24 protein-coding genes are annotated in these 23,630 nt (G+C 73.7%); 14 read left to right on the top strand and 10 right to left on the bottom strand.

The genetic code is table 11. The annotated features are described in order from the left end of the window. Nucleotides 1-110: 110 nt before the first annotated feature. The 4 genes from ACFV6E_RS37015 to ACFV6E_RS37000 all read left to right on the top strand — a co-directional run bounded on the left by ACFV6E_RS37015 (nucleotide 111) and on the right by ACFV6E_RS37000 (nucleotide 4,480). Nucleotides 111-1,145 carry a hydroxyacid dehydrogenase gene (locus ACFV6E_RS37015; RefSeq protein ID WP_385467712.1) on the top strand — a complete coding sequence of 345 codons (1,035 nt, stop codon included), beginning with the start codon at nucleotides 111-113 and terminating at the stop codon, nucleotides 1,143-1,145. Beyond that, a complete protein-coding gene (locus ACFV6E_RS37010) occupies nucleotides 1,142-3,031 on the top strand; it encodes a DUF2264 domain-containing protein (RefSeq protein ID WP_385467710.1) in 1,890 nt (629 codons plus the stop codon). Before ACFV6E_RS37015 ends, ACFV6E_RS37010 begins: the two co-directional genes overlap by 4 nt. A 64-nt stretch (nucleotides 3,032-3,095) precedes the next feature. Beyond that, complete coding sequence (locus tag ACFV6E_RS37005; protein ID WP_385172950.1) at nucleotides 3,096-3,770, top strand: AIM24 family protein; 675 nt, start codon at nucleotides 3,096-3,098, stop codon at nucleotides 3,768-3,770. An 83-nt stretch (nucleotides 3,771-3,853) separates the two neighbouring features. Beyond that, nucleotides 3,854-4,480 carry an alpha-ketoglutarate-dependent dioxygenase AlkB gene (locus tag ACFV6E_RS37000; RefSeq protein ID WP_385172947.1) on the top strand — a complete coding sequence of 209 codons (627 nt, stop codon included), beginning with the start codon at nucleotides 3,854-3,856 and terminating at the stop codon, nucleotides 4,478-4,480. Here the strand turns inward: ACFV6E_RS37000 and ACFV6E_RS36995 are convergent. The 4 genes from ACFV6E_RS36995 to ACFV6E_RS36980 all read right to left on the bottom strand — a co-directional run bounded on the left by ACFV6E_RS36995 (nucleotide 4,446) and on the right by ACFV6E_RS36980 (nucleotide 8,171). Continuing rightward, complete coding sequence (locus ACFV6E_RS36995) at nucleotides 4,446-4,772, bottom strand: hypothetical protein (protein ID WP_385172945.1); 327 nt, start codon at nucleotides 4,770-4,772, stop codon at nucleotides 4,446-4,448. The two genes, ACFV6E_RS37000 and ACFV6E_RS36995, sit on opposite strands and share 35 nt — an antisense overlap. A 19-nt stretch (nucleotides 4,773-4,791) precedes the next feature. Then, nucleotides 4,792-5,376, bottom strand: coding sequence for a TetR family transcriptional regulator (locus ACFV6E_RS36990; protein ID WP_385172942.1), 585 nt, complete (start codon nucleotides 5,374-5,376; stop codon nucleotides 4,792-4,794). A 5-nt stretch (nucleotides 5,377-5,381) separates the two neighbouring features. Further along, nucleotides 5,382-6,863 carry an MFS transporter gene (locus ACFV6E_RS36985; RefSeq protein WP_385467707.1) on the bottom strand — a complete coding sequence of 494 codons (1,482 nt, stop codon included), beginning with the start codon at nucleotides 6,861-6,863 and terminating at the stop codon, nucleotides 5,382-5,384. A 111-nt stretch (nucleotides 6,864-6,974) separates the two neighbouring features. Continuing rightward, entirely contained in the window at nucleotides 6,975-8,171 is a 1,197-nt protein-coding gene (locus ACFV6E_RS36980) for an FAD-dependent monooxygenase (RefSeq protein WP_385172936.1), read from the bottom strand. A gap of 119 nt (nucleotides 8,172-8,290) precedes the next feature. On the opposite strand from ACFV6E_RS36980, the gene ACFV6E_RS36975 reads away from it, so the two are divergent. Both ACFV6E_RS36975 and ACFV6E_RS36970 read left to right on the top strand, forming a co-directional pair. Beyond that, on the top strand, nucleotides 8,291-8,776 hold the full coding sequence (locus tag ACFV6E_RS36975) for a hypothetical protein (protein WP_385172933.1): 486 nt from the start codon (nucleotides 8,291-8,293) through the stop codon (nucleotides 8,774-8,776). Between the two features lie 207 nt (nucleotides 8,777-8,983). After that, the gene (locus ACFV6E_RS36970; protein WP_385175229.1) at nucleotides 8,984-9,436 is read left to right on the top strand and encodes an SRPBCC family protein; all 453 of its coding nucleotides are present in this window, start codon (nucleotides 8,984-8,986) and stop codon (nucleotides 9,434-9,436) included. 12 nt (nucleotides 9,437-9,448) lie between these two features. Here ACFV6E_RS36970 and ACFV6E_RS36965 read toward each other — a convergent pair whose 3' ends face one another. The 3 genes from ACFV6E_RS36965 to ACFV6E_RS36955 all read right to left on the bottom strand — a co-directional run bounded on the left by ACFV6E_RS36965 (nucleotide 9,449) and on the right by ACFV6E_RS36955 (nucleotide 12,172). Next, a complete protein-coding gene (locus tag ACFV6E_RS36965; protein ID WP_385175226.1) occupies nucleotides 9,449-10,177 on the bottom strand; it encodes a ribonuclease H in 729 nt (242 codons plus the stop codon). After that, nucleotides 10,158-11,198, bottom strand: coding sequence for a helix-turn-helix domain-containing protein (locus tag ACFV6E_RS36960; RefSeq protein ID WP_385467704.1), 1,041 nt, complete (start codon nucleotides 11,196-11,198; stop codon nucleotides 10,158-10,160). The genes ACFV6E_RS36965 and ACFV6E_RS36960 overlap by 20 nt, the downstream gene beginning before the upstream one ends. 176 nt (nucleotides 11,199-11,374) lie before the next feature. Continuing rightward, nucleotides 11,375-12,172, bottom strand: a complete 798-nt coding sequence (locus tag ACFV6E_RS36955; protein ID WP_385175220.1) for a VOC family protein — start codon at nucleotides 12,170-12,172, stop codon at nucleotides 11,375-11,377. Between the two features lie 170 nt (nucleotides 12,173-12,342). On the opposite strand from ACFV6E_RS36955, the gene ACFV6E_RS36950 reads away from it, so the two are divergent. Beyond that, nucleotides 12,343-13,374, top strand: a complete 1,032-nt coding sequence (locus tag ACFV6E_RS36950) for a zinc-binding alcohol dehydrogenase family protein (RefSeq protein ID WP_385175232.1) — start codon at nucleotides 12,343-12,345, stop codon at nucleotides 13,372-13,374. On the opposite strand, the gene ACFV6E_RS36945 is transcribed toward ACFV6E_RS36950, so the two are convergent. Beyond that, a complete protein-coding gene (locus ACFV6E_RS36945) occupies nucleotides 13,361-14,578 on the bottom strand; it encodes an SGNH/GDSL hydrolase family protein (RefSeq protein WP_385175217.1) in 1,218 nt (405 codons plus the stop codon). The two genes, ACFV6E_RS36950 and ACFV6E_RS36945, sit on opposite strands and share 14 nt — an antisense overlap. A 239-nt stretch (nucleotides 14,579-14,817) precedes the next feature. On the opposite strand from ACFV6E_RS36945, the gene ACFV6E_RS36940 reads away from it, so the two are divergent. The 3 genes from ACFV6E_RS36940 to ACFV6E_RS36930 all read left to right on the top strand — a co-directional run bounded on the left by ACFV6E_RS36940 (nucleotide 14,818) and on the right by ACFV6E_RS36930 (nucleotide 18,123). Further along, nucleotides 14,818-15,753 (top strand): SGNH/GDSL hydrolase family protein, encoded by a 936-nt coding sequence (locus ACFV6E_RS36940; protein WP_385175215.1) that lies wholly within the window; start codon nucleotides 14,818-14,820, stop codon nucleotides 15,751-15,753. A gap of 66 nt (nucleotides 15,754-15,819) precedes the next feature. Further along, nucleotides 15,820-16,227: a hypothetical protein gene (locus ACFV6E_RS36935; RefSeq protein WP_385467701.1), complete on the top strand. Its 408-nt coding sequence runs from the start codon at nucleotides 15,820-15,822 to the stop codon at nucleotides 16,225-16,227. 132 nt (nucleotides 16,228-16,359) lie between these two features. Further along, nucleotides 16,360-18,123 carry an ABC transporter ATP-binding protein gene (locus ACFV6E_RS36930; RefSeq protein WP_385175209.1) on the top strand — a complete coding sequence of 588 codons (1,764 nt, stop codon included), beginning with the start codon at nucleotides 16,360-16,362 and terminating at the stop codon, nucleotides 18,121-18,123. A 113-nt stretch (nucleotides 18,124-18,236) separates the two neighbouring features. Here ACFV6E_RS36930 and ACFV6E_RS36925 read toward each other — a convergent pair whose 3' ends face one another. Then, nucleotides 18,237-18,719 (bottom strand): VOC family protein, encoded by a 483-nt coding sequence (locus ACFV6E_RS36925; protein WP_385175206.1) that lies wholly within the window; start codon nucleotides 18,717-18,719, stop codon nucleotides 18,237-18,239. Between the two features lie 90 nt (nucleotides 18,720-18,809). Between ACFV6E_RS36925 and ACFV6E_RS36920 the strand changes: the two genes are divergently transcribed. The 3 genes from ACFV6E_RS36920 to ACFV6E_RS36910 all read left to right on the top strand — a co-directional run bounded on the left by ACFV6E_RS36920 (nucleotide 18,810) and on the right by ACFV6E_RS36910 (nucleotide 21,386). Then, the gene (locus ACFV6E_RS36920) at nucleotides 18,810-20,021 is read left to right on the top strand and encodes an epoxide hydrolase family protein (protein ID WP_385467698.1); all 1,212 of its coding nucleotides are present in this window, start codon (nucleotides 18,810-18,812) and stop codon (nucleotides 20,019-20,021) included. 125 nt (nucleotides 20,022-20,146) lie between these two features. Then, complete coding sequence (locus ACFV6E_RS36915) at nucleotides 20,147-20,782, top strand: ATP-dependent Clp protease proteolytic subunit (protein ID WP_385175200.1); 636 nt, start codon at nucleotides 20,147-20,149, stop codon at nucleotides 20,780-20,782. A 1-nt stretch (nucleotide 20,783) separates the two neighbouring features. After that, complete coding sequence (locus ACFV6E_RS36910) at nucleotides 20,784-21,386, top strand: ClpP family protease (protein WP_385175197.1); 603 nt, start codon at nucleotides 20,784-20,786, stop codon at nucleotides 21,384-21,386. A gap of 79 nt (nucleotides 21,387-21,465) precedes the next feature. Here ACFV6E_RS36910 and ACFV6E_RS36905 read toward each other — a convergent pair whose 3' ends face one another. After that, a complete protein-coding gene (locus ACFV6E_RS36905) occupies nucleotides 21,466-21,945 on the bottom strand; it encodes a helix-turn-helix domain-containing protein (protein ID WP_385175194.1) in 480 nt (159 codons plus the stop codon). 175 nt (nucleotides 21,946-22,120) lie between these two features. Here ACFV6E_RS36905 and ACFV6E_RS36900 point away from each other — a divergent pair, with 175 nt between their 5' ends. Beyond that, complete coding sequence (locus tag ACFV6E_RS36900; RefSeq protein ID WP_385467695.1) at nucleotides 22,121-23,587, top strand: FG-GAP repeat protein; 1,467 nt, start codon at nucleotides 22,121-22,123, stop codon at nucleotides 23,585-23,587. Nucleotides 23,588-23,630 lie beyond the last annotated feature (43 nt).

The following is a 23,630-nucleotide window of genomic DNA, read 5'->3' as shown; positions in this document are numbered from 1 at the left end:
GATCGTTCTCTTGACCCGAATCGCTCAGTCGATCAGGATGCCCGTGTCCCGCAGCATGCCCGTGTCCCGAGCACGCCCGTGTCCCGCCCCGAGCCGCGGCAGGAGAAACGATGCGCACTTCTCCCGGTGACCGTTCCGCGCCGCGGACCGCTCTCGCCATGGGACCGGCCGCCGCGGCGGCCGTCTTCCCGCCCGACGCCCTGGCCGCGCTCGGCCGGGTCTGCGACCTCGTCCCGCCGCCCGCCCTGGACGACTTCACCACCGAACGCGCCCGCGCTGTCCTGCGCGACGTGGAGATCCTGGTCACCGGCTGGGGCTGCCCCGCGCTCGACGCGTCCGTACTGGCCGCCGCGCCCCGGCTGCGTGCCGTGGTCCACTCCGCCGGTTCGGTGCGCGCGCACGTCACGGCGGCCTGCTGGGACCGCGGCGTCGAGGTGTCCTCGGCCGCCGCCGCCAACGCGCTGCCCGTGGCCGAGTACACGGTCGCGATGATCCTGCTCACCGGCAAGCGGGTCCTGGAACGCGCCCGCGACCTGCGCAGGACCCGCCGCCGCGACGACCCGCTCGACACCCCGCGCACCGTGGGCAACTTCGGGCGCACCGTCGGCATCCTGTCCGCGTCCATGGTCGGCCGCCGCGTCGTCGAACTGCTGCGTCCGTACGACTTCCGGGTGCTGCTGCACGACCCCTGCGTCACGGCCGCGGAGGCGGACGCGCTCGGCGTGACGGCCGTCCCCCTCGACGAGCTGTTCGCCCGCTCCGACACCGTCAGCGTCCACACCCCGCTGCTGCCCGATACGCGCGGGCTGGTCGGCCGGCGGCTCATCTCGGCGATGCGGCCGGGCGCCGTCCTGATCAACACGGCCCGGGGCGCGGTCGTCGACCAGGAGGCGCTGACCGAGGCCGTGCTGCACGGCCGTGTCCGGGCCGTCCTCGACGTCACGGACCCCGAAGTGCTGCCGCCCGGCCACCCGCTGTGGGACCACGACGGCGACAACCTCCTGATCACCCCGCACCTCGCCGGTTCCCAGGGCAACGAGTGGGCGCGCCTCGCCGACCTCGCCGTGCGCGAGGTCGCGCGCTGGACCGCGGGCGACGGCTTCGCCCATCCCGTACGCCGCGAAAGACTGGACCGCCTCGCATGACACTGCCCGGACTGCCCGCCGACGACCGCGGGGCGAGCCCCCTTACCGGCTACACCCGGGACCACTGGGAGACGGCCGCCGACCTGCTGCTGCGCGCCGCCTGGCGGTGGGCCGGGCCGGGCGGCGCCCTCCTGGACCTGCCGGGCCGCCCGTCCAGCTCCGGGGTCCGCTCCGACGGCCTGGAGGGTTACGCCCGCACGTTCCTCGCCGCCGCCTTCAGGACCGCGGGCGCCGGCGGCGAGGACCCGCACAACTGGCTGGAGCGGTACGCCGGAGGGCTCGCCGCGGGGACCCGTGCGCCAGGGCGGGACGACGCCGAGTCCTGGCCGCTGATCATGGACCACCACGTGCGGGGGCAGCCGATGGTGGAGTCGGCGTCGGTGGCGCTCGGCCTGCGGCTGACCCGCCCGTGGCTGTGGGACCGGCTCGACGCGGACGTACGGGACCGGGCCGAGGAGTGGTTGCGCGGGGCCCTGCGGCACGTGCCCTCGCCGAACAACTGGTACCTCTTCCCGTACACCGTCGCCGGTTTCCTGGAGTCGGTCGGGCGCGGCGACGCGGAGACGGCCCGGGTCCGGCAGCGGGCGCTCGACCTGCTGGAGGGCTGGTACCGGGGCGACGGCTGGTACGCCGACGGCGACGGCCGGGCCTTCGACCACTACAACGGCTGGGCCCTGCACCTGTACCCGGTGCTCGACGCCCATCTCGCCGGGGACACCTCGCCCACCCCGTACGGGTCCCGGCTGCGCGAGCATCTGGACGGCTACGCGCTGCTGTTCGGCGCGGACGGGGCGCCGGTGCACTTCGGGCGCTCGCTGACCTACCGCTTCGCGGCGTCGGCGGCGGTGGCCCTCGGCGCCGTCACCGGCCACACGCCGCTGACCCCCGGCACCTCGCGGCGGCTGATGAGCGGTTCGCTGCGGTACTTCCTCGACCGGGGCGCGGTCGGCGGCGACGGGCTGCTGAACCTCGGCTGGCACGGCCCGCACGAGGCGACCCTCCAGTCCTACTCGGGTCCCGCCTCCCCGTACTGGGCGTCGAAAGCGTTCGTCGGGCTGCTCGCCCCGCCCTGCCACCCGCTGTGGACGGCGGCCGAGGAGCCCGCGCCGAGCGAGGGCCCCGACCGGGTGCTGGCGCTGCCCGCGCCCGGGTTCCTGGTGCAGAGCACGCGGGCGGACGGCGTCGTGCGGCTGCACAACCACGGCAGCGACCATGTGCGCCCGCACGAGGGCGAGTCGGCCGCCGAGGCCGATCCGCTCTACGGGCGGCAGGCGTACTCGACGCGGACCGGCCCGACCGCCGCCGCGAACCCGGCCGACAACCATCTCGCCCTGGTCGTCGGCGGGGTGCGCAGCACGCGGCGCCGCATCCGTCCGCTGGGTGCGGGCGGCGGGGACGGCTGGGGCTGGGCCGCCTCCTGGCACCGGCCGGTGTTCGCCGCCGGACCGCCGATGGTGCCGGGGCTGCGGGTGGAGAGCGTCACCGTGGTCCGGGGCCGGTACGAACTGCGGGCGCACCGCGTGGTCGGCGCCCCGCCCGGCGCCCGCGTCGAGCAGACGGGCTGGGCGACCGCCCCCGACGACGACGCCCTCCGCTCCGGGCTGCATCCGCTGCACGGCTACGCCGGCCGGGACGAGGTGCGGGCGCCGCGGGGTACCGCGTTCACCGCCTTCGCGCGGGTGCCCCGGCTCACCGCGGAGGCCGAGGGGACGGCGGTGTTCGCCTGTCTGGCGACCCTGACGGGAGAGCCGGGACCGGCGGCCCTCGCGGACGCGGTGACCGACGTGCTCGTGCGGGACGCGGTCGTCGAGGTGTGCTGGGCGGCGGACGGCGCGGTGACCCGGATCGCCTTCGAGCCGTTCGGGGTTGCGCACCACGGCACTTGACGGTTGCACATCCGAGACCTCCGCGATCTTGGCGGAACGGAGTCTTCCGGGACAGGATGCCCGCATGAAGGGTGATCTCTTTTCCAGTGACCACATGGTGCAGCCGGCCGCGGCTCCCGGGATGACCGTGGAGAACGCCAAATCCATCAAGTACGCGGTGAACGGCGAGATGCACGCGCGGCAGGGCTCGATGATCGCCTGGCGCGGGGCGCTCCAGTTCGAGCGCAAGGGCCAGGGCGTGGGCGGCATGCTCAAGCGCGCGGTCACCGGCGAGGGGCTGGCGCTGATGGCGGTGCGCGGCCAGGGCGAGGCGTGGTTCGCGCACGAGGCGCAGAACTGCTTCATCGTCGAGATCGAGCCGGGCGACGTGTTCACCGTCAACGGCCGCAACGTGCTGTGCTTCGACGCCGGTCTGGCGTACGAGATCAAGACCGTGAAGGGCGCGGGCATCTCCGGCGGCGGCCTCTTCAACAGCGTCTTCACCGGCCAGGGCCGCCTGGGCCTGATCTGCGACGGCAACCCGCTGGTCATCCCGGTCTCCCCGCAGCAGCCGGTGTACGTGGACACGGACGCGGTGGTCGGCTGGAGCGCCGCGCTGCACACCTCGCTGCACCGCTCGCAGTCGTTCGGCTCCATGATCCGGGGCGGTTCGGGCGAGGCCGTGCAGCTCAAGCTGGAGGGCGAGGGCTTCGTCGTCGTCCGCCCCAGCGAGGTGACACCGCAGTCACAGCAGCACTGACCGTCCCGGGGTCCGCGGGCCGCCGGACCGGCGGCCGGCGGGCTTATGGAACACACATTCGAATATCGGGGTAGGGTGCACGCATGTCCATGCACCTCCAGGCCTCGCTGCTCGACCAGACCGACGACCCGGGCCTCGGCCCGCTCGGCGGGCTGCGCCGTACCGAGCTGGGCGACGGGGCCTGGATCGATACGCTGCCGGGCTGGCTGAGCGGCGCCGACGCCCTGTTCGAACGGCTCGTCGCCGGCGTCCCCTGGCGGGCCGAGCGCCGCCAGATGTACGAACAGGTCGTCGACGTCCCCCGCCTGCTCGCCTATTACCGGGCCACCGACGAGCTGCCCGATCCCGTGCTGTACGAGGCGCGCGACGCGCTCTCCGCGCACTACCGGACCGAGCTGGGCGAGCCGTTCGTCACCGCCGGACTCTGCTACTACCGCGACGGACGGGACAGTGTCGCCTGGCACGGCGACCGCATCGGCCGCGGGGCGCGCGAGGACACCATGGTGGCCATCCTCTCGGTGGGCGCGCCGCGCGACCTGGCGCTGCGTCCGCGCGGCGGCGGGGACGTCCTCCGCCGCCCCCTGGGACACGGGGACCTGATCGTGATGGGCGGCTCCTGCCAGCGGACCTGGGAGCACGCCGTCCCCAAGACGACGCGCGCCGCGGGCCCGCGCATCAGCATCCAGTTCCGCCCGCGCAACGTGAACTGAACGCCACGACGGTCCGGCCCACCAGCGGTCCCAGTGCACGGCCTCGGCCACCGGCCGGCGCAGCACCGGCCCGAACCGGCCCGCCGGCCCGGGTCTCCGGGCCGTCCGGGGCGATCCGGGACTCGGGTATGCGGTAGCAGGGGACGACCAGCGCCGGGGTGTCGGCGAAGTGGTCGCGCCGGTACTCGACGGCGGCGGCCAGCCGCCCGCAGACCACCTCGTCCATGCCTTCTCGCCCCTGCATGCTGCCGCCGCTGGGTGCCCGGACGGCGGCCTGTATCAGCTGCTCCACCGCCAAGTCCCCTGCCGCCTCACGGCGTGAGCTGTGCCTGTACCGCCGGGGCGTAGAGGTCGGCGACGTGTTCGGCGTCGGCCTCCCTGATGCGGGTGCCGCGGGCGATGCCGTACATGACGCCGAGGCCGAGCAGGGTGCTGAGTGCCAGTTCGGCGCGGAGTCCCGCGTCGGGTCCCGGCAGCCGCCGGGCGAGGCGCTCGCTGACCTGGGCGCGGAAGTTGGCGCGCAGGATGTCGCCCTGCTCGCCCTGGAGCGGGGCGAAGACGATGCGCAGGATCGGGTCGGCGCCCCGGTCCCGCTGGCCGAGGAGCAGGTGCAGGACCATGTGGCGGCCCAGCTCCGCCAGCGGTGCGTCCAGCAGGGCGCCCGCGTCCTCCTCGAAGGACATGACGCGGGAGAAGAGCGCGTCCTTGTTGCCGAAGTACTTCAGGATCAGCGGGGCGCTGACGCCGGCCCGCTCGGCGACGGCCTTCAGCGTGATGTCGCCGTGCGCGTGCCGGGCCAGCAGGTGGCGGGCCGCGCGCAGGATGGCCGCCTTCGTCGCTTCGGCGTCGCGGCGCGCGGGGGCGGCCGCCGCGAGGCCGGACGGCGGGGTGGTCATGTTCCTCAGGCTCCTTCCAGTGCCTCGTCTTCCCTGGCCCCGTCGCGCTCCGGCGCGGTGCGCGACGGGACCGGAAGGCGGGGTCCGCGGCGCGCGGCGTCACCGGGTATGGACAGGGCGGCGGCACAGGCCACCAGGGCGACCGTACCCGCCATGGCGAACGCCAGCAGATAGCCGTGCAGGGTGGGCACCGGCGCCCCGCCGACGAGGCTGGTGTGGTGGACGAGCACGGCGGCGACGGCGGCGCTGCACATGGCCTGTCCGATGGTCCGCATCAGGACGTTGACGCCGTTGGCGGACGCGGTCTGCCCGGCCGGGACGGCGCGCAGGATGAGGGTGGGCAGCGCCGAGTAGGCGAAGGTCGTGCCCGTGGAGATGACCGTGGCACCGAGGATGATCACCCAGAGGTCGCGGCTGTCCACGATGCGCACCGCGTAGCCGAGCGCGATGACGGCGGCGCCGATGGCCAGCGTCACGCGCGGCCCGCGGGCGGCGGAGATGCGCGCCGAGACCGACGAGAGCAGCAGCATGGTCACGCCGCCGGGCAGCAGGCACAGGCCGGTCGCCACGATGGACAGTCCGAGCCCGTAGCCGGTCTCCTTGGGCGCCTGGACGAGCTGCGCGGTCACCAGGGAGTTGGCGTAGAAGGAGAACCCGGTGAGGAGCGCGGTCAGGTGCGGCAGGGCGACCCGGGGCCGGGCGGCCAGCTTCAGGTCGACCAGCGGCCGTTCGGCGCGCCGCTGCTGGACCCACCACAGGGCGAGAACGACGACGCAGGCGGCGAACAGGCCCAGGACGCGGGGGCTGCCCCAGCCCCACTGACCGCCCTGGGAGACCGCGAGCAGCAGACAGACCAGACCCGCGGCGAGCCCCAGCGCACCGACCGTGTCGAAGCGGCCCGGCTCCCGGACCGGCGACTCGCGCACGGCCCACCAAGCGAGCGCGAGTCCCGCGGCGCCGAGCGCGCTCGTCGCCCAGAACATCACGTGCCAGTTCGCGTACTGGACGATCAGCGCGGCGAGCGGCAGGCCGAGGGCGGCGCCGATGCCGACGGTGGAGCTCATCAGGGCGACCGCACTGCCCGTGCGCTCCGGCGGCAGTTCGTCGCGCAGGATGCTGATCGACAGCGGTACGACGGCGGCGGCCGCCCCCTGGAGGGCGCGCGCGGCGATGAGCACGCGGATGTCGGAGGTCAGGGCGCACATCACCGACCCGACGGTCATCAGGGCGAGCGCGGACAGCAGCACCCGCCGCTTGCCGTACATGTCGCCGGCCCGGCCGAGCACCGGGGTCAGCACCGCGCCGGACAGCAGGGTGGCGGTGACCATCCAGGAGACGGCGCCCGCGGAGGCGCCGGTCAGCCGGGGCAGGTCGGGCAGCAGCGGCACCACGACCGTCTGCATGACGGCCATCAGGATCCCGCCGAAGGCCAGGACCGGTACGGCCAGCCGGTCACGGAAGCCCCGTACTTCCCGTACGGCTGTCATGAGTACCCCCGGAACATTCGGCGCCGACAAGCGAGGTGAATTTCTATTCACCATATCGAGTGAATAGAAATTCACCAACACGGCACCCGGCGGACCCGGAGCGCGCGGCCCCTAGCGGGCCTCGATCGTGCGCGCCAGCCGCGGGCCCAGCCACCGCTTGAGCCGGCGCAGCGCGCCGAGCCGGCCGGCCGCCCGGTCGAGCCGGTAGTAGAGCTGCGGGGGTACGTACGGCAGCAGCGGGGAGTGCCGCTGGCCCAGCAGGGCGAACATCCGCTCGGGCGGGAGATGGATGTAGCGCGGCAGGTTCTCGTACCACTGGGCGCTGTGCCGGGCCGCGCTGCGCACCGGCAGGAGCGCCGACTTGCGTACGCGTTCGTAGTGGCCGAGGGCCGCGTGGGGGTCGCGGTGCGCGTGCAGGGCGTCCGTCAGGGCCATGGCGTCCTGGAGGGCGAGGGTGGTGCCCGCGCCGATGGAGTAGTGGGTGGTGTGGGCGGCGTCGCCGAGCAGGACGACGTTGTCGCGGTGCCAGGTGCGGTTGCCGATGGTGCGGAAGTGCAGCCACTGGGCGCTGCCGTCCGCGTGCGCCCGGCCGATCAGCCGGTGGCCGTCGAGGACGCGGGCGAAGAGGCGCTCCAGCAGCGCGAGCCCCTCGGCCTCGCCCGCCCGGTCGAGGCCGAGGCCCCGCCAGGTCTGAGGGGCGCACTCGACGACGCAGGTGCTGTGCTCCGCGCTGTACCCGTAGCCGTAGCACCAGATCCAGCCGTGGCCGGTCTCGACGAAGGAGAAGGTGAAGGAGTCGAAGACCTTCGTGGTGCCGAGCCAGATGTAGCGGTTGCGGCCGAGGGCGACGTCGCTGCCGAAGTGGCCGGCGTACCGCTCGCGCAGCGCGCTGTGCACCCCGTCGCCCGCGACCACCAGGTCCGCCTCGGGCAGGGGGTCGCCGGCCGCGATCTCGTGCTCGTACTCCAGCCGTACGCCCAGGGAGCCGGCGCGCGCGGCGAGCAGTTCGAGCAGCCGGCGGCGGCCGATGCCGAAGCCCTCGTCGCCGTGGTGCACCGTCGTGCGGTCGCCGACGTGCGCCACGCCGTCGCTCCAGCGCACGGAGTTCTCCTCGACCGCGCGCGCCGATTCGGGATCGCGCTCCCTGAGTTCGCCGAGCAGCGCGCCCCAGTAGGTGACACCCCAGCCGTACGTCGCACCGGGCCGGTTCCGCTCGTACACGGTGATGTCGTGCGCGGGGTCCTGGCGTTTCATCAGGATCGAGAAGTAGAGGCTCGCGGGTCCGCCGCCGACGCACGCGATCTTCACGCGCATTCCCCTTCGTGTGTTCGCCGTACAGAATCGGGCCATTGCATCGAATCATTGAATCGGGCAATTACCAACGAACAGCGACAAGAGTGTGGATATCTTCTTCCGGAGGCTCCGTCATGCGCCCGCACCCCGCCCCGCTCGTCGCCGCCCTGGACGAGCCCGCCCGTGACGTCACCGGCCGGCCGGAGCCCCTGTGGCACGGCGCCGGGCCTGACGCCGCCCCGGATGCGGCGACCGTCCGGCTGCCGCCGGGCGGAGCGGTCGAGCGGCCGGTCGACCGCGAACTGCTCGTCGTCGTCCTGGAGGGCGCCGCTCATCTGCACGCCGCGGACGGCAGCCGGGAGCTGACCGCGCGGACGGCCGTGTGGCTGCCCGCGGGTCCGCACGTCCGGCTGCACGCGGGCGACGACGGCGCGTTCTGTCTGACGGTGCGCCCCGCCCGGACCGGGGTGACCGTGCCGCCCGCCGGTGCGCGCCCGGTCGCGGCCACCGGCGGCGATCCGGCCTGTCTGCTGCATCTCGTCTGCGCCGAGTGCGGGCGCATGGCCGCCGAGAGCGACGCCCGCTACTGCAACCGCTGCGGCGCCCCGCTGTCCGGCTGAGCTGACCGCTCACCGCCGCGCGCCTAGGGCGTGTTGCGAAAGTCCCGTCGTTCGCCCGAAGGGCGGGCCGCGCGGCGTCAGGCGGGACTTTCGCAACACGCCCTAACCGGGGCCGTCCGGGCGGAAGTCGGGGATTCGGCTCCGGGGGCCCGGGTACCCGCGCCGTCGTGTCCGGACGGTCCGGACACGGCGACAAGGAGGTAAGGCGTGTCTCAGGTCGAGGAATCCATCGAGGTCGCCGTCCCCGTGCACACCGCGTACAACCAGTGGACGCAGTTCGAGACGTTCCCCGAGTTCATGAGCGGCGTGGAGCGCATCGAGCAGCGCGGCGACACCCTCACCCACTGGGTCACCAACGTCAACGGCGTGCACCGGGAGTTCGACGCCGAGATCACCGAGCAGATACCGGACGAGCGGGTCGCCTGGACGACCGTCGCGGGCGAGGCCAGGCAGGCCGGTGTGGTCACCTTCCACCATCTCGATCCGGGCCGCACGAAGGTGATGCTCCAGCTCGAGTTCCAGCCCGAGGGCCTGACGGAGACCGTCGGCGACAAGCTCGGCCTCGTCAAGCGTCAGACCAAGGGGGACCTGGAGCGCTTCAAGCGGTTCATCGAGTCCCGGGGCCTGGAGACGGGCGGCTGGCGCGGCACCGTCGCGTGACCCCCGCCGCGCCTACGACGCGGCCTCGGCCCCGGCCGTACGGCACTCCGGGTGCCCCCAGCCCTGCGGGTTCTTCGCGATGGGCTCACCCGCGCCGTAGGAGCGCCCGCAGACGCACCGGCCGGGGAACTTGGCCTTGATCGTCCGCGCCGGGCCGCCCGTACGCGACGTGGCGGCGCCGGTCCGGGACGGCTTGCCGCCCGGCTTGCGGCGCGGGGCGCCCGCCTTGGGGGTGTCCGGGGACGGCGGCGGCTCCGGGGAGCCGAGGTCGCTGCCCGCGGGCTCCTGGACGGTGGCCGCCTGGCTCGCGGCACGGTCCGCGAAGTCGTTCAGGCGGTCGCCGTCGACCTGGTGCGCGGGCACGTAGCGGAACTCCACGGAGCGGCCCGCGAGCAGTTCGTCGATGCGGACGACCAGCTCCTGGTTGGCGACCGGCTTGCCCGCGGCGGTCTTCCAGCCCTTGCGCTTCCAGCCGGGCAGCCAGGTCGTCACGGCCTTCATGGCGTACTGGGAGTCCATCCGGATCTCCAGCGGGACGTCCGCCGCGACCGCCGTCAACAGGCGCTCCAGCGCGGTCAGTTCCGCGACGTTGTTGGTCGCCGTGCCCAGCGGTCCCGCCTCCCAGCGGTCCGGGGTCTCGGCGCCGTCGGCGACCACCCAGGCCCAGCCGGCGGGTCCGGGGTTTCCCTTCGACGCCCCGTCACAGGCGGCCACAACGCGTTCAGACATGCCCCCGATCATGCCACGGGCCGGTGGCCGCTCCGGGCCGGGGTCGGCCGCCGCTGCCGGTGATCAGCCGGCGGCCCAGCGGCGTGGCGGTGTGCAGGACGTACTTGCCGTCGCGGTGGCTGGCGACCAGGCCGCCGTCCCGCAGCACCCCGATCTGGTAGCTCACGCTGGGCAGCGAGATCCCGACCGCCTCCGCCACCTCCGAGCTGCTGCGGGCGCCCGGACCCGCCACCGCCGTGAGCACCGTGGCCCGGGTCCGGCCGAGCAGCTTCTCCAGGCCGTCCCCGCCGGTGCGGGCGGCCGCCGGCGGGATCTTGGCCACCGGGTAGACGAGCACCGGGTCGAGCCCGGGGTCCGCGAGGGCGGTCGGCCTGCGCCAGCAGAAGAAGGAGGGGACGAGGAGCAGCCCGCGCCCCTCCAGATGCAGTTCGCGCCGGACCGGATAGTCGACCTCCAGCACCGGGGCGCGCCAGTGGGCCAGCGGGCGCAGCCCGTCGAGCAGGGCCTGGGTTCCGCCGTCGAGGAGCGTGCGGCCGCGCAGAGCGACGTCGTCCGCGACGGCGGAGCGGATCTGCGGCCAGTACGGCTCCAGGAGGGTGCGGAAGGAGCGTGCGAGCGCCTGGGTGAGGAGTCCGAGGCCGTCGCGCGCGCCCGGCCGGCCGAGGGTGGTGGCCCAGGCGGGGACGGGGCGGGACTCGGCGAGCCGGGTCAGCTCGCGGACCAGCCGGGGGCGCGGGGTGCCGCGGACCAGCTCCAGGCCCGCGGACAGGCCCTCACCGGTGACCGGCGGGGTGAGGAAGTCCGGGATGTAGCCGGCGGCGGGGACCAGTTGCCGCACCGGGCCGAGGGCGTGGGCCGCGGCCGGGTCGGCGGCGATGCGGGCGCGCGCCGAGCGGCGCCAGTGGCCGAATTCGAGCGGTCCCTGCCCGGTTTCCAGCCGGCAGACACCGCAGATCAGCTCCCACAGCGGGTCCGGTTGCCGGGCCACGCGGACGTTCTGCAGATCGTGCGGGGTGAAGTGGATACGGAGCATGCGTGTCTGTCACTCCCGGTCCCGGTGGAGGGTGGGCGAGCCGCGCGGGACGGCTGCGGTCGCCGGGAGAGACGAGGACACGCGCGACGGCGGTTGCCGTCGTTCCGGCCGCAATCCACCGGCCGGGGGCGCGGCCCCCGGCCGATGCGCTCCAGAGCGCTCCGCCTCACGTCACGTCACGTCACGTCGGAGAGCTTGGGCAGCTCGCCCTTCGTGGTCGTGGTGTCGATGACGGAGAAGGCCGCGCCCTGCGGGTCGCCGATCGCGGCGAAGCGCCCGAACGGACTGTCCGTGGGGCCGTAGCGCAGGACGGCGCCGCGCTCGGTGGCCTTCGCGACCGTGGCGTCGCAGTCCGCGACGGCGAAGTAGACGTTGACGTACGGCGGGACCTCGGGCGGGAAGTCGTCGGCCATCCGCATCCGGCCGAGGACCGGCTCCGCACCGAGGCTGTAGCCGCGGAAGTCGATGTGCTCGTCCTCCATCCGCTGCATGCGGTAGGGGAAGACCGCCGGGAAGAACGCGTCCGACTTCTCCGGCTCGCGGGTGAACACCTCGGCCCAGCAGTACGCGCCCGGTACCGCCGTCGCCTCGAAGCCCTCGTGGGTGCCGCCCTGCCACACGCCGAAGACGACGCCGCCCGGGTCCCGGGCCAGCAGCATGGTGCCGAAGTCGCCGACGCGCATGGGCTCCATCAGCACCTCGCCGCCGTTGTCCCGGATCGCGCGGGCCGTCGCCGCCGCGTCCGGTGACGCCAGGTACAGGCACCAGGCGGACTGCCCCTCCTGCCCGGGCATCGGCGGTACGACGGCGGCGACCGCCCTGCCGTCCGCGTACGCCTGCGTGTAGTTCCCGTACTCGGTCGACGACTCGCCGAACGTCCAGCCGAGCACGTCACCGTAGAAACGCTTGGCTCCCTCGACGTCGCCGAACATGGCGTCGGCCCAGCAGGGTGTTCCTTCTGGTTGTACGGCCATGACTCCGACCTTCCTCGATCGGGTGAATGGTGACGTGTCTCACGCTAGTCAGCGCGCGGCCGGACCGCGCGGCCGGTGCGCGAACCCGCCGGGCCGGGACGGGCGCGGCACCATGGGAGCAGGGACGGACGGCCGCCGACGGGACGCGGGGTGCACGCATGGCCGCGATGATGCACGCATGGGAAGTGGCCCGCCCCGGGCCGGTCGAGCGGGGGCCGCTGCGCTGGGTGGAGAAGCCGGTCCCGGTACCGGCGGCGGACGAACTCCTCGTCCACGTCAGGGCCTGCGGGGTGTGCCGCACCGACCTGCACGTCACCGAGGGCGACCTGCCCGTGCACCGGCCGGGCGTCGTCCCGGGGCACGAGGTGGTGGGTGTGGTGGCCGCGACGGGGACCGGGGTGAGCGGCTACGCGCCGGGCGACCGGGTCGGCGTCGCGTGGCTGCGCCGTACCGACGGCACGTGCGCGTACTGCGCGCGCGGCGCCGAGAACCTCTGTCCCGGCTCCCGCTACACGGGCTGGGACGCCGACGGCGGCTACGCCGAGTACACCACCGTGCCGGCCGCCTTCGCCCACCGGCTGCCCGCGGACGTCGGCGACGTGGCCCTCGCCCCGCTGCTCTGCGCGGGCATCATCGGCTACCGCGCGCTGCTGCGCTCCGCCCTGCCCGAGGGCGGCCGCCTCGGCCTGTACGGGTTCGGCGGCAGCGCCCATCTGTGCGCGCAGGTGGCGCTCGCCCAGGGCGCCCGCGTCCACGTACTGACACGGGACCCGGTCGCGCGGCGGCTCGCGCTGGAACTGGGGGCGGCCTCGGCGGGCGGCGCGTACGAGGCGCCGCCGGAGCCCCTGGACAGCGCCATCCTGTTCGCACCCGTCGGCAGCCTCGTCCCGGTCGCCCTGCGCGCCCTCGACCGCGGCGGCGTCCTGGCCGTCGCCGGCATCCACCTGAGCGACGTGCCCCCGCTGCGCTACGAACGGGAGCTGTTCTACGAGAAGGAGGTGCGCAGCGTCACCGCCAACACCCGTGCGGACGCGCGGGAGTTCCTCGCCCTGGCCGCCCGGTACGGCGTACGCGCCACGACGCACGCCTATCCGCTGTCGCGGGCGCCCCAGGCCCTCGCGGACCTGAAGGCGGGCCGCTTCGAGGGGGCGGCCGTCCTGGTGAACGACCTGCCGGGCGGCGCGGGCGCTACAGGGTCCTGAGGTCGACGGCCGCCGCCATCGCCGCGTACCCGGCGTCGTTCGGGTGCAGGTGGTCGCCCATGTCGTAGGCGGGCAGGATGCGCAGCGGGTCGGCGGGGTCGCGCACGGCCCGGTCGAAGTCGACGACCTCGTCGAAGAGGCCGCTGGTGCGGATGTAGTCGTTGACGGCGAGGCGGGTCGCCTCCAGCGTCTCGTCGTAGACCTGCCAGCCCTTGAACGGGGTCAGGGTGGAGCCGATGACCTTGATGCCGTGCGCGTGCGCCTGCCGCACGATCTCCCGGTACGCGGCCGTGATCGCCGCGGGGTCCGTCTGGTGCGGATCCTGCTGGATGTCGTTGATGCCCTCCATGAGGACCAGGGTGCGCACGTCGGTGCGGGAGAAGATGTCCTCGTCGAGCCGGTCGAGGGCCTTCACGCCGAAGCCGCCGCCGTCGAGGAGCAGCCGGTTGCCGCTGATCCCGGCGTTGAGGACACCCAGTTGACGCGAGCGCGGCAGCTTCTGGAGCCGGTCCGAGAGATAGTCGGGCCAGCGGTGGTTCGCCCCCTGGGTGGAGCCGTAACCGTCGGTGATCGAGTCGCCGAAGGCGACCACCGCGCCGCGGGCCGGGCGGTTCACGACGTCCACGCCCGTCACGTAGAAGCGCTGCCCGCTGGTCGCGGTGTAGGCGGCGCCCGAGACGTCGGCCGCGTGGTCGGCGGACCTGGCCACGTAGGCGGTCTGCTGGGCCAGCGGGTGGACGGTCTGGAGTCCGGGCACGCGGGGCAGGTGGGCGCTCACCAGCAGGTCGCTGTCGGGGGCGACGTCGATCGCGACCGGTTCGCTCACGGCGTCCCGTCCGGCGGGGACGGTACGGCTGCGGAAGGAGACCCGCCGTACCGAGCCGGGCACGGCGTCGGCGCCGTCCGCCCGTACCGCGACGGTCACCCGGCCCAGGACGAGCGGCTCGGCGCCGAACTCGTTGGACAGCCGGACACGGATCCGCGGACCGCCGACGCTGACGTGCACGACCTGGCGCAGCGAGTCGCCCGCGGCGACGTCGGCCGTGGCCGCGCCGACCGTCGAGGGCGACTCCCAGGTGCCGACCCAACCGTGGGCGGACGGCGGCGGGGCCGTCGCCTCCTGCGCCACCGCGGGCGTGGCGGCCCCCAGCAGCACGGCGAGCGGGACGAGCAGCGCCTTGGCGCCTTTGAACACGGCGTTCACCCCTTGCAAGCGTCATGTCGCAACCAGCGCCGGACGGACAGAGGAATTCGATCGGAGGACGGGCGGGGCGTCAATGACGAGAACACGACAATCACTCGGAAGGGTTCCGGCCACCCGCCCCCTGCCTCTCTCGTGCCGCTCCCCTGTCTGTCCTCCGCCTGTCCTCCGCCTCTCTTCCGCCTTCTTCGCGGCTGTGCTTGCCTGGGGGCCCTTTCGGTGCGCGGGGCGGGAGTTGCTGCATGCGGAAGCCATGGGTCCCGGGGATCGCGCAGACCATGCTGGTCGTGCTGGCCGGGCTGCTGCTCGGCGGCTGCGGCGATCCGGTGTCGCCGTCCGGGGCGGCACCGCCCGCGCCCGCCACCACACACCAGCGGGCCGCCGGCCCGTCCGGCACGAGTCCGGGCCCGAGCCCCGCCGGAAGCCGGGCCTCGGTCCCCGCCCCCACCGTCCTCTACCTCGGCGACTCGCTCGCGATGGAGAACCAGCGGGTGCTCGGACAGGCGCTGCGTACGCAGTTGCACGCCCGGTACACCAGCGCCCCCTACTCGGGCACCACCCTCTGCGACTACCTGGAGGGCACCGCGGACCGGTCCCTCGTGCCCGCCGCCGACAAGGCCGCCGCGCTGGTCCGCTCGGTGCGGCCGGACTTCGTCGTGCTCCAGTTCTGGGGCAACTCCTGGGGCTACACGCCCTGCATGGACGGCATCACGTACGACAAGGCGCGCGGCACCTACTTCACGCGGCTCGCCGCCGACGCGGACCGGCTCGCCGAGCAGATCGCGGCGGCCGGCGGCACCCGGCGGCCGGTGATCGTCTGGGTGGCACAGGGCCCGGACCCGGTCACCCCGGACCGGGTGCGGCGGGTGAACGGCCTCTACGCGCGGCAGGCGAAGGCCTCGGGCGGTCTGGTCGCCGACGCGGGCCGGACGGTCGCCCCCGCGTCGGCCCGCTACACCTGGTCCCAGTACCTGCCGTGCACCGCGTACGAACGCGACCACCCGGCGTACTGCACCCGGCCTGAGCAGGACCGCACGGCGCTGCACCGGGACGACGACCCCCTGCACTTCTGCCTGGCCCCCACCACGTCGAAGCCGAAGCCGTGCCCGGTCCGCTCCCCCGGTATCGAGCGCGTCACCCGCGAGATCACCCGGACGATCGCCGCGCACTCCCGCTGACGGGCCGGGCCCGGACGGGAGCCGCCCGCGCGGAAGTTCACGATTCCCTGATAATCACTGGTACCGATGACCACGACAGCCACCACCTCCGCCTCCACCTCCGCCCGGCGCCGACGGGTCCTGCTCGTGCCGCCGCTCGCCGCCGCGGCGGCCGGACTGCTCGCCGCGCGCCTGGCCTTCGACTCCGACACGCATCAGGACTGCCGCTGTCCGGGACCCTCCCCGCGGATGTACGTCACCTCGTGGGCAGGGGTCATGTGCGCGGTGGGCTGCCTGCTGGTGTTCGCCGCCGTGCGCCGGGGCGGGGCCGGGGCGGCGGTCTGGCCGAGGCGGCTCGCGGCGGGGTCCGCGTGCGTCGCGCTCGCGGTGCTCCTGGCGCTGCTCGCCACGGTGTACTGGCTGTACGCCCTGGACCCGTCGGGCGGTCAGGGCTGCTCGGGCCTGGACCTCCTCGTCCGCTCCCTCGCCATGTGATCGCCGCAACCGCGTGTAGCCTGCCGCGGCTTGGGCAGTAAGCGCTTGCCACATCGCTGGTCACACTGTTTGCCACACCACTTGCCAGACCGCTTGCCACACCGCTGGTCACACTGGGGAGGACAACCGCCGATGGCGTCCGTGGAGAGGCCGCTCGACCACCGCTACCGGGGCGAGCACCCGGTCCGCACACTCGCCTACCTGTTCCGCGCCGACAGGTGGCGGCTCGCCGCCGCGATCGTCGTCTTCACCGTCAAGCACAGCCCGGTCTGGCTGCTGCCGCTGATCACCGCGTCGATCATCGACACCGTCGTCCGGCACGGACCGATCCGCGAGCTGTGGCTCAGCACGGGGATCCTGATGTTCATCCTCGCGGTCAACCTGCCCCTGCACCTGCTCTACGTCCGCCTGCTGTACGGCAGCGTGCGGCGCATGGGCACCGGGCTGCGGTCGGCGCTCTGCACCCGGATGCAGCAGCTGTCCATCGGCTACCACTCCCGGGTCAGCGCGGGCGTCCTCCAGGCCAAGGTGGTCCGGGACGTCGAGACCGTCGAGCAGATGGTGCAGCAGACCGCAGAGACCGGGCTCGGCGCGCTCACCGTGCTGACCGGCGGCCTGGTCATCATCGCGGTGCGCACCCCGCAGTTCCTGCCCGTGTTCCTGTGCGTGGTGCCGGTCGCCGCCGCGCTCGTGGCCCGGCTGCGGACCCGGCTGCGCAGCCACAACGAGGACTTCCGCCACGAGGTCGAGCACCTCTCCTCGCAGGTGACCGAGATGACCCGGCTGATCCCGGTCACCCGGGCGCACGGCCTGGAGCGCAAGGCGCTGCGCCGGATGGACCACACCCTGAGCAAGGTCCTCAGTTCGGGGCTGCGCCTCGATCTGCTCAACGGGCGGTTCGGCTCGCTGGCCTGGGTGTTCCTGAACGTGGTCGGCCTGCTGTTCCTGACCGGCGCGGCGCTGATCGCGTACTACGGCGTCTGGGACATCACCGCGGGCGACGTCGTCATGCTGAGCGCGTTCCTGACCACGCTGACCAACTCCACGACGACGCTCGCCGCGCTCGCGCCCGTCATCACCAAGGGCCTGGAGTCGGTGCGCTCGGTGGGCGAGGTGCTCCAGGCGCCCGAGCTGGAGGACAACGAGGGCAAGGCGGAGCTGCGCTCGCTGCGCGGCGCCGTCGCCTTCGAGCACGTCGGGTTCGCCTACGACGAGGACCGCACCGCCGTCCGCGACTTCTCGCTGCGGGTCTCCCCCGGCGAGACCGTCGCCCTCGTGGGCGCCTCGGGCGCCGGCAAGTCGACGGTGCTCAACCTGGTGATCGGGTTCATCCGCCCCACGTCGGGCCGGCTGCTGCTCGACGGGACCGACATGCGGACGCTGGACCTGCGGACGTACCGCAGGTTCGTCTCGGTGGTGCCGCAGGAGTCGATCCTCTTCGACGGCACGGTCCGGGAGAACGTCGCCTACGGGATGGACGACGCCGACGAGGCCACCGTGCGGCGTGCGCTGCGGGACGCCAACGCGCTGGAGTTCGTGGAGCGGCTGCCGAAGGGGCTCGACACCCGGGTGGGCGAGCACGGGGCCCGGCTCTCGGGCGGCCAGCGGCAGCGGCTCGCGATCGCACGGGCGCTGATCAGGGACCCCCGGGTGCTGATCCTGGACGAGGCCACCTCGGCGCTCGACACCCAGTCGGAGGCGCTGGTGCAGCAGGCGCTGGCCCGGCTGCTGCGCGGCCGGACCACGTTCGTCGTGGCGCACCGGCTGTCCACGATCCGGGGCGCGGACCGCATCGTGGTGATGCGCGACGGGGAGATACGGGAGATCGGCTCGCACGAGGAACTGCTGGCCCGCGGCGGCGCGTACACGGCGCTGCACGGCGGGCTGCCGGCGTGACGGGCGGGGCGGCGCGCGTGACACACCGCCGCCCCGCGCGCGTGACGTGCGTGACCGCGTGACGCGCGACGGCACCCGTCCGGGCCGCCGCCGTGCGTCACGCCGGGTCCCCGCTACCTGCCCTCGTACGCCGCCGTCAGCGCCGCGATGTCGAACTTGCCCGAGGAGAGCATGACCCGCGTCGTGCGGGCCGCCTTCTCGGGGTCCGGGTCGCTGACCATGTCGATGAGCCGGGCCGGGACGACCTGCCAGGACAGGCCGAACCTGTCCTTGAGCCAGCCGCAGGGGCCCTCCTGGCCGCCGCCCTCGGTCAGCCGGCTCCAGTAGTAGTCGATCTCCGCCTGGTCGTCGCAGAGGATCGAGAACGAAACGGCCTCGGTGAACTTGAACTCCGGGCCGCCGTTCAGCGCGACGAACTTCTGGCCGTTGGCCGTGAACGCGACGGTGACCACGGAGCCGGCGGGACCGGGACCGGCCTCCGTGTAGTGGCTGACCTTGCCGATCTGCGAGTCCTTGAAGACCGAGACGTAGAACTCGGCCGCGTCCTCCGCCTGGCCGTCGAACCACAGGCAGGTGGTGAATCCATCGGTGGACATGCGCTACCTCCTCGGGCGGAACATCGTCACCTGTACAGACCGGTCCGCGCCCCGGAACTCATCGGCGGCACGCCGTTAATCTCGCTGACCATGGACACGAACACCCCGGCCGGGCCCACGGACATCCGGCCCTTCCGCATCGACATCCCCGAGAGCGACCTGGACGACCTGCGGCAGCGCCTGGAGCGTACCCGGTGGCCCGACGAGCTGCCCGGTGTCGGCTGGGACTACGGCGTACCGCGCGACTACCTGCGGGAACTGGCCGGGTACTGGCTCCGCGCGTACGACTGGCGGGCGGCCGAAGCCCGGCTGAACGCCTGGCCGCAGTTCCGCACGGAGATCGACGGCGCCACCGTGCACTTCGCGCACCTGCGCTCCCCGGAACCGGCGGCCACCCCGCTGCTGATGACGCACGGCTGGCCCGGTTCCTTCGCCGAATTCCTCGACGTCGCCGGACCGCTGACCGACCCCCGGGCCCATGGCGGTGACCCCGCGGACGCGTTCCATCTGATCCTGCCGAGCATTCCCGGATTCGGTTTCTCCGGACCCACCCGGGAGACCGGCTGGGAATTCAAACGGACCGCCGCCGCTCTCGCGGAACTGATGCGCCGCCTCGGCCACGAGCGCTACGGCGTCCAGGGCGGTGACTGGGGCGCGGCGATCTCCCGCGAACTGGGCCGGATCCGCCCGGAGAACGTGATCGGCGTTCATCTGAACCTGCTCCCCGGATCCTCCGCGACCGCCGAACCCACCGAGGAGGAACTGGCCGCGCTGAGCCCGGCGGAGCGCGAGCGGACCCTCGCCTCCTGGGAGCGCGGCCGGCGCTGGGCCCGCGACGAACAGGGCTACGCCGACATCCAGTCCACCAGACCGCAGACCCTGTCGTACGCCCTGACGGACTCGCCCGTCGGCCAACTCGCCTGGATCGCCGAGAAGTTCAGGCAGTGGACGGACTCCGGCGAGCGCCCCGAGGACGCCGTCGACCGGGACCACCTGCTCACCAACGTGATGCTGTACTGGCTGACCGGGACGGCCGGTTCGTCGGCCCGTATCTACTACGAGCGGGCACACGCCGGTTACTGGGGCGAACCGCCCGAGCCGTCGGTTACGCCCACCGCGCTGGCCGTCTTCCCGCACGACAATTTCGTACCGCTGCGCCACATCGCGGACCGCACGAACACCATCGTGCGGTGGACGGAATTCGACCGGGGCGGCCATTTCGCCGCGATGGAGGAACCGGAACTCCTGGTCGGGGACGTCCGGGCGTTCTTCCGGGAACTGCGCGAGGACGCAGCCCGCTGAAAGCAGCTCTTCGGTTCCTCTGCTCGCGGCGAATCTGCCGCGAGCAGAGAAAAGCCTTCCGGGGGCGCGTCCGGGTCAAGAGTGGAGTGCGCGGCGACAACGGCCGCTCACGACAAGGAGACCCGATGACAGCGTTCACTCCACTCATCACCGCGGAAGAGGGCGACACCCCCGCGACCCGGTTCGACGACCATCTGGCGGCCCAGCTGCTCGGGCAGCGCATCGTCCTCCTCGGCACCCAGGTCGACGAGGTCTCCGCGAACCGGGTCTGCGCCCAGCTGCTGCTGCTCTCGGCGGAGGACCCGCGGACCGACATCAGCCTGTACATCAACAGCCCCGGCGGCTCGGTCACCGCGGGCCTCGCCATCTACGACACCATGCGGCTGATCCCGAACGACGTCGCCACCCTCGCCATGGGGTTCGCCGCCAGCATGGGCCAGTTCCTGCTGAGCGTGGGCACGCACGGCAAGCGCTTCGCGCTGCCCAACGCGCGGATCATGATGCACCAGCCGTCGGCCGGGATCGGCGGCACCACCGCCGACATCGAGATCCAGGCGGAGAACCTGGAGTTCACCAAGAAGGCCATCGAGCGGATCACCGCCGAGCACACCGGGCAGAGCGAGGAGACGATCTCCCGGGACGGCGACCGCGACCGCTGGTTCACGGCCGAACAGGCACGGGAGTACGGGATGGTCGACCGGGTCGTTGCGTCCCTGGAGGACGTCCGGCCCGCCGCCTCCCGCCGACGGATGGGACTGTGACATGGGCACCTACACGATTCCGAACGTCGTCGAGCGGACCCCGCAGGGCGAGCGGTCGTACGACGTCTTCAGCCGGCTGCTGTCCGAGCGGATCATCTTCCTCGGCACGGAGATCGACGACGGGGTGGCCAACGTCGTCATCGCGCAACTCCTCCACCTGGAGTCGTCGAGCCCGGAGAACGAGATCGCGATCTACATCAACTCGCCCGGCGGCTCGTACACCTCGCTCATGGCGATCTACGACACGATGACGTTCGTGCAGGCGCCGATCTCGACGTTCTGCGTCGGGCAGGCGGCCTCGACGGCGGCGGTGCTCCTTGCGGGCGGTGACCCGGGACGGCGGTTCGTGCTCGAACACGCCCGGGTGCTGCTCGGGCAGCCGGCCAGCGGCGGACGGCAGGGCACGGTCTCCGACCTCAGCCTCCAGGCCAAGGAGATGTCGCGGATCCGCGCCCAGGTGGAGGAGGTGCTGTCCCGGCACACCGGCCACGACGTGGCGGCCCTGCGCGCGGACATGGACCGCGACAAGGTCTTCACCGCGCAGGAGGCGGTGGCGTACGGGCTGGCCGACGAGGTGCTGAGCCGCCGGTTCGCCCGGGTGTGAGCCGGGGCCGGTCACTCGGGCCCCTGCGGTCACGGCGGTCACGGTACCGGTCGCCCCGGCCCGGCGGTCCCGGTGCCGGTCAGGCCACCAGGCACAGCCCGTTGTACCGGGACGTCGAGGCCGACGGGGTGGCGCCGCTCCGGCCGGTGCGGCTGCCCGTCCGCCGGACGCGGTCGAGGCGCACCAGCTCGCCCCGGGCGAGGCCCAGCAGATCGGCGAGGCCGAGACCGAGCGCCTGCGCCGCGGCCGCGAGGACCTCCGAGGAGGCCTCCTTGCGGCCGCGCTCCAGCTCGGAGAGGTAGGGCAGGGAGATCCGCGCCGCGTCGGCGACATCCTTCAGCGTCCGCCGCTGGGCGAGGCGTTCGCGGCGCAGCACATCGCCCACGAGGTCCCGCCACAGCGGCTCCCTGGGCGCGGGCGGCGCCTCCTGGTCCACCCGGACGGGCCGCGACTCCTGCGGCAGCCGCGCCGGGGCGGGGGCCGGCGCGGGCCTCGCCGCAGCCGGGCGCAGGGGGATGACGCGGGCTTCGTTCGGCGCTTGCGACGCTCGGTTGCTCACCCCTCAAGCCTAGGAGCGATCGCCGCCGGGGGAAGGCGCGGGCGTTGCGCTCTCGGTGGAATCCGGTACAACCCTTGCCTCCCATCCGGTGTCGAACTGGACGCCGGACGAGGAACGGGCCCTTTCCGGACATCCCCCCGCGCTGCCCGGACGTCCTCACTGTCAGGAGCCGTACATGCGCACGAACCGTTCGGCCGCCCTCGCCGCGGCCTCGTTCCTCCTCATGACCGGCGCGGTGCTCGCCGCCGCCCCGGCGGCCCAGGCGGGCACGCCGGGCGGCACCCGGGCCGGTGACCGCAACAGCGACTTCAACGGCGACGGGTACGAGGACGTGCTCGTCGGCGCGCCCGGCGCGACCGTCAGCGGCGCGAAGGGCGCCGGGCTCGTCACCGTGCAGTACGGCTCGTCGAGGGGCATCGGCACCAGTGGTGCCGCGCGGTTCAGCCAGTTTACGTCCGGGGTGGCGGGCGCGGCGGAGGCAGGCGACGCGTTCGGCCGGGCCGTCGCGACGGGCGACCTCGACGCGGACGGCTACGACGACGCGGTCATCGGCATCCCGGGCGAGGACATCGGCACCGTCGCGGACGCGGGCGGCGTCGCGGTCCTGTGGGGTTCGCAGTCCGGTCTGACGGGCGCGGCCGGTGACTGGCTCCAGGCCGAGGAGCCCGCCGCGGGCGCACAGTTCGGCACCGGGCTCGCGGCGGCGCACTTCACCGGCGACACCCCGGGCGACCTGCTCGCCGTACTCGGAAGGGACGACCTGAGGATCTACGGGTACGACGGCGCGGCGTCCGGCGCCCTGAGGCAGCGCGCGGAGCGCGGGCTGTCCGCCGCCGCCGAGCAGCGCGACATCCAGCCGGAGTCCCTGACCACCGGCGACTACGACGGCAACGGCTTCGCCGACCTCGTGGTCTCCGGCGTCAGCGTCGGCGACGAACCGGGGCACGGCTGGTCGGACCTGCTGTCCGGGCACGCCGACGGTCTGGCCTACGACCGCAGTGTGCGCGGCGGTCCGGTCGCCGCGTCCGGCGACGTCAACGGCGACGGCTACGACGACCTCGTCACCGGTGAGCCGCACTCCCCCGACGACGGCGGCGCGACGCCGACCGGCGGTGTGGTCGGCGTGCGGTACGGCGGCGCGGAGGGCCTGGGCACCGAGGCCGACTGGTGGACGCAGCACTCCCCCGGTGTGCCCGGGGTCGCCGAGGCCGGTGACGGCTGGGGCGGTGACCTGTCCGTGGCGGACACCGACGGCGACGGCATCGACGACCTGGCGGTCGGCGCGCCCGGCGAGGACATCGGCACGGTGGCCGACGCGGGCGCCGTCTGGGTGCTGCGCGGCGCGGTCCGCGGGCTGACCGGCGAGGGCGCGACGTCCTGGGACCAGGACTCGGCGGACGTCGCGGGCGTCCCCGAGAAGGGCGACAAGTGGGGCGGGCAGGTCCGGCTGACCGACCCGAACGCCGACGGCCGCTTCGGGCTGCTGGCCGCGGCGCCCGGCGAGAACGCGGGCGACGGCTTCGTCTGGGTGCTCTCCGCCGGCTCCGGCGGCATCACCGCCGCGGGTTCCTGGTCGTACGGCGCGGCCGCGCTCGGCGCGCCCGCGACCGGCTCCGCGTTCGGCGCGGCGATCGACGAGTGACGGCGGACGCGGCGGCGCGGACCGGGGACGACGCGACCCGGTC

Source organism: Streptomyces sp. NPDC059785, assembly GCF_042732375.1.
Lineage (GTDB): Bacteria > Actinomycetota > Actinomycetes > Streptomycetales > Streptomycetaceae > Streptomyces.
This window is presented reverse-complemented; position numbering and strand designations above follow the sequence as displayed.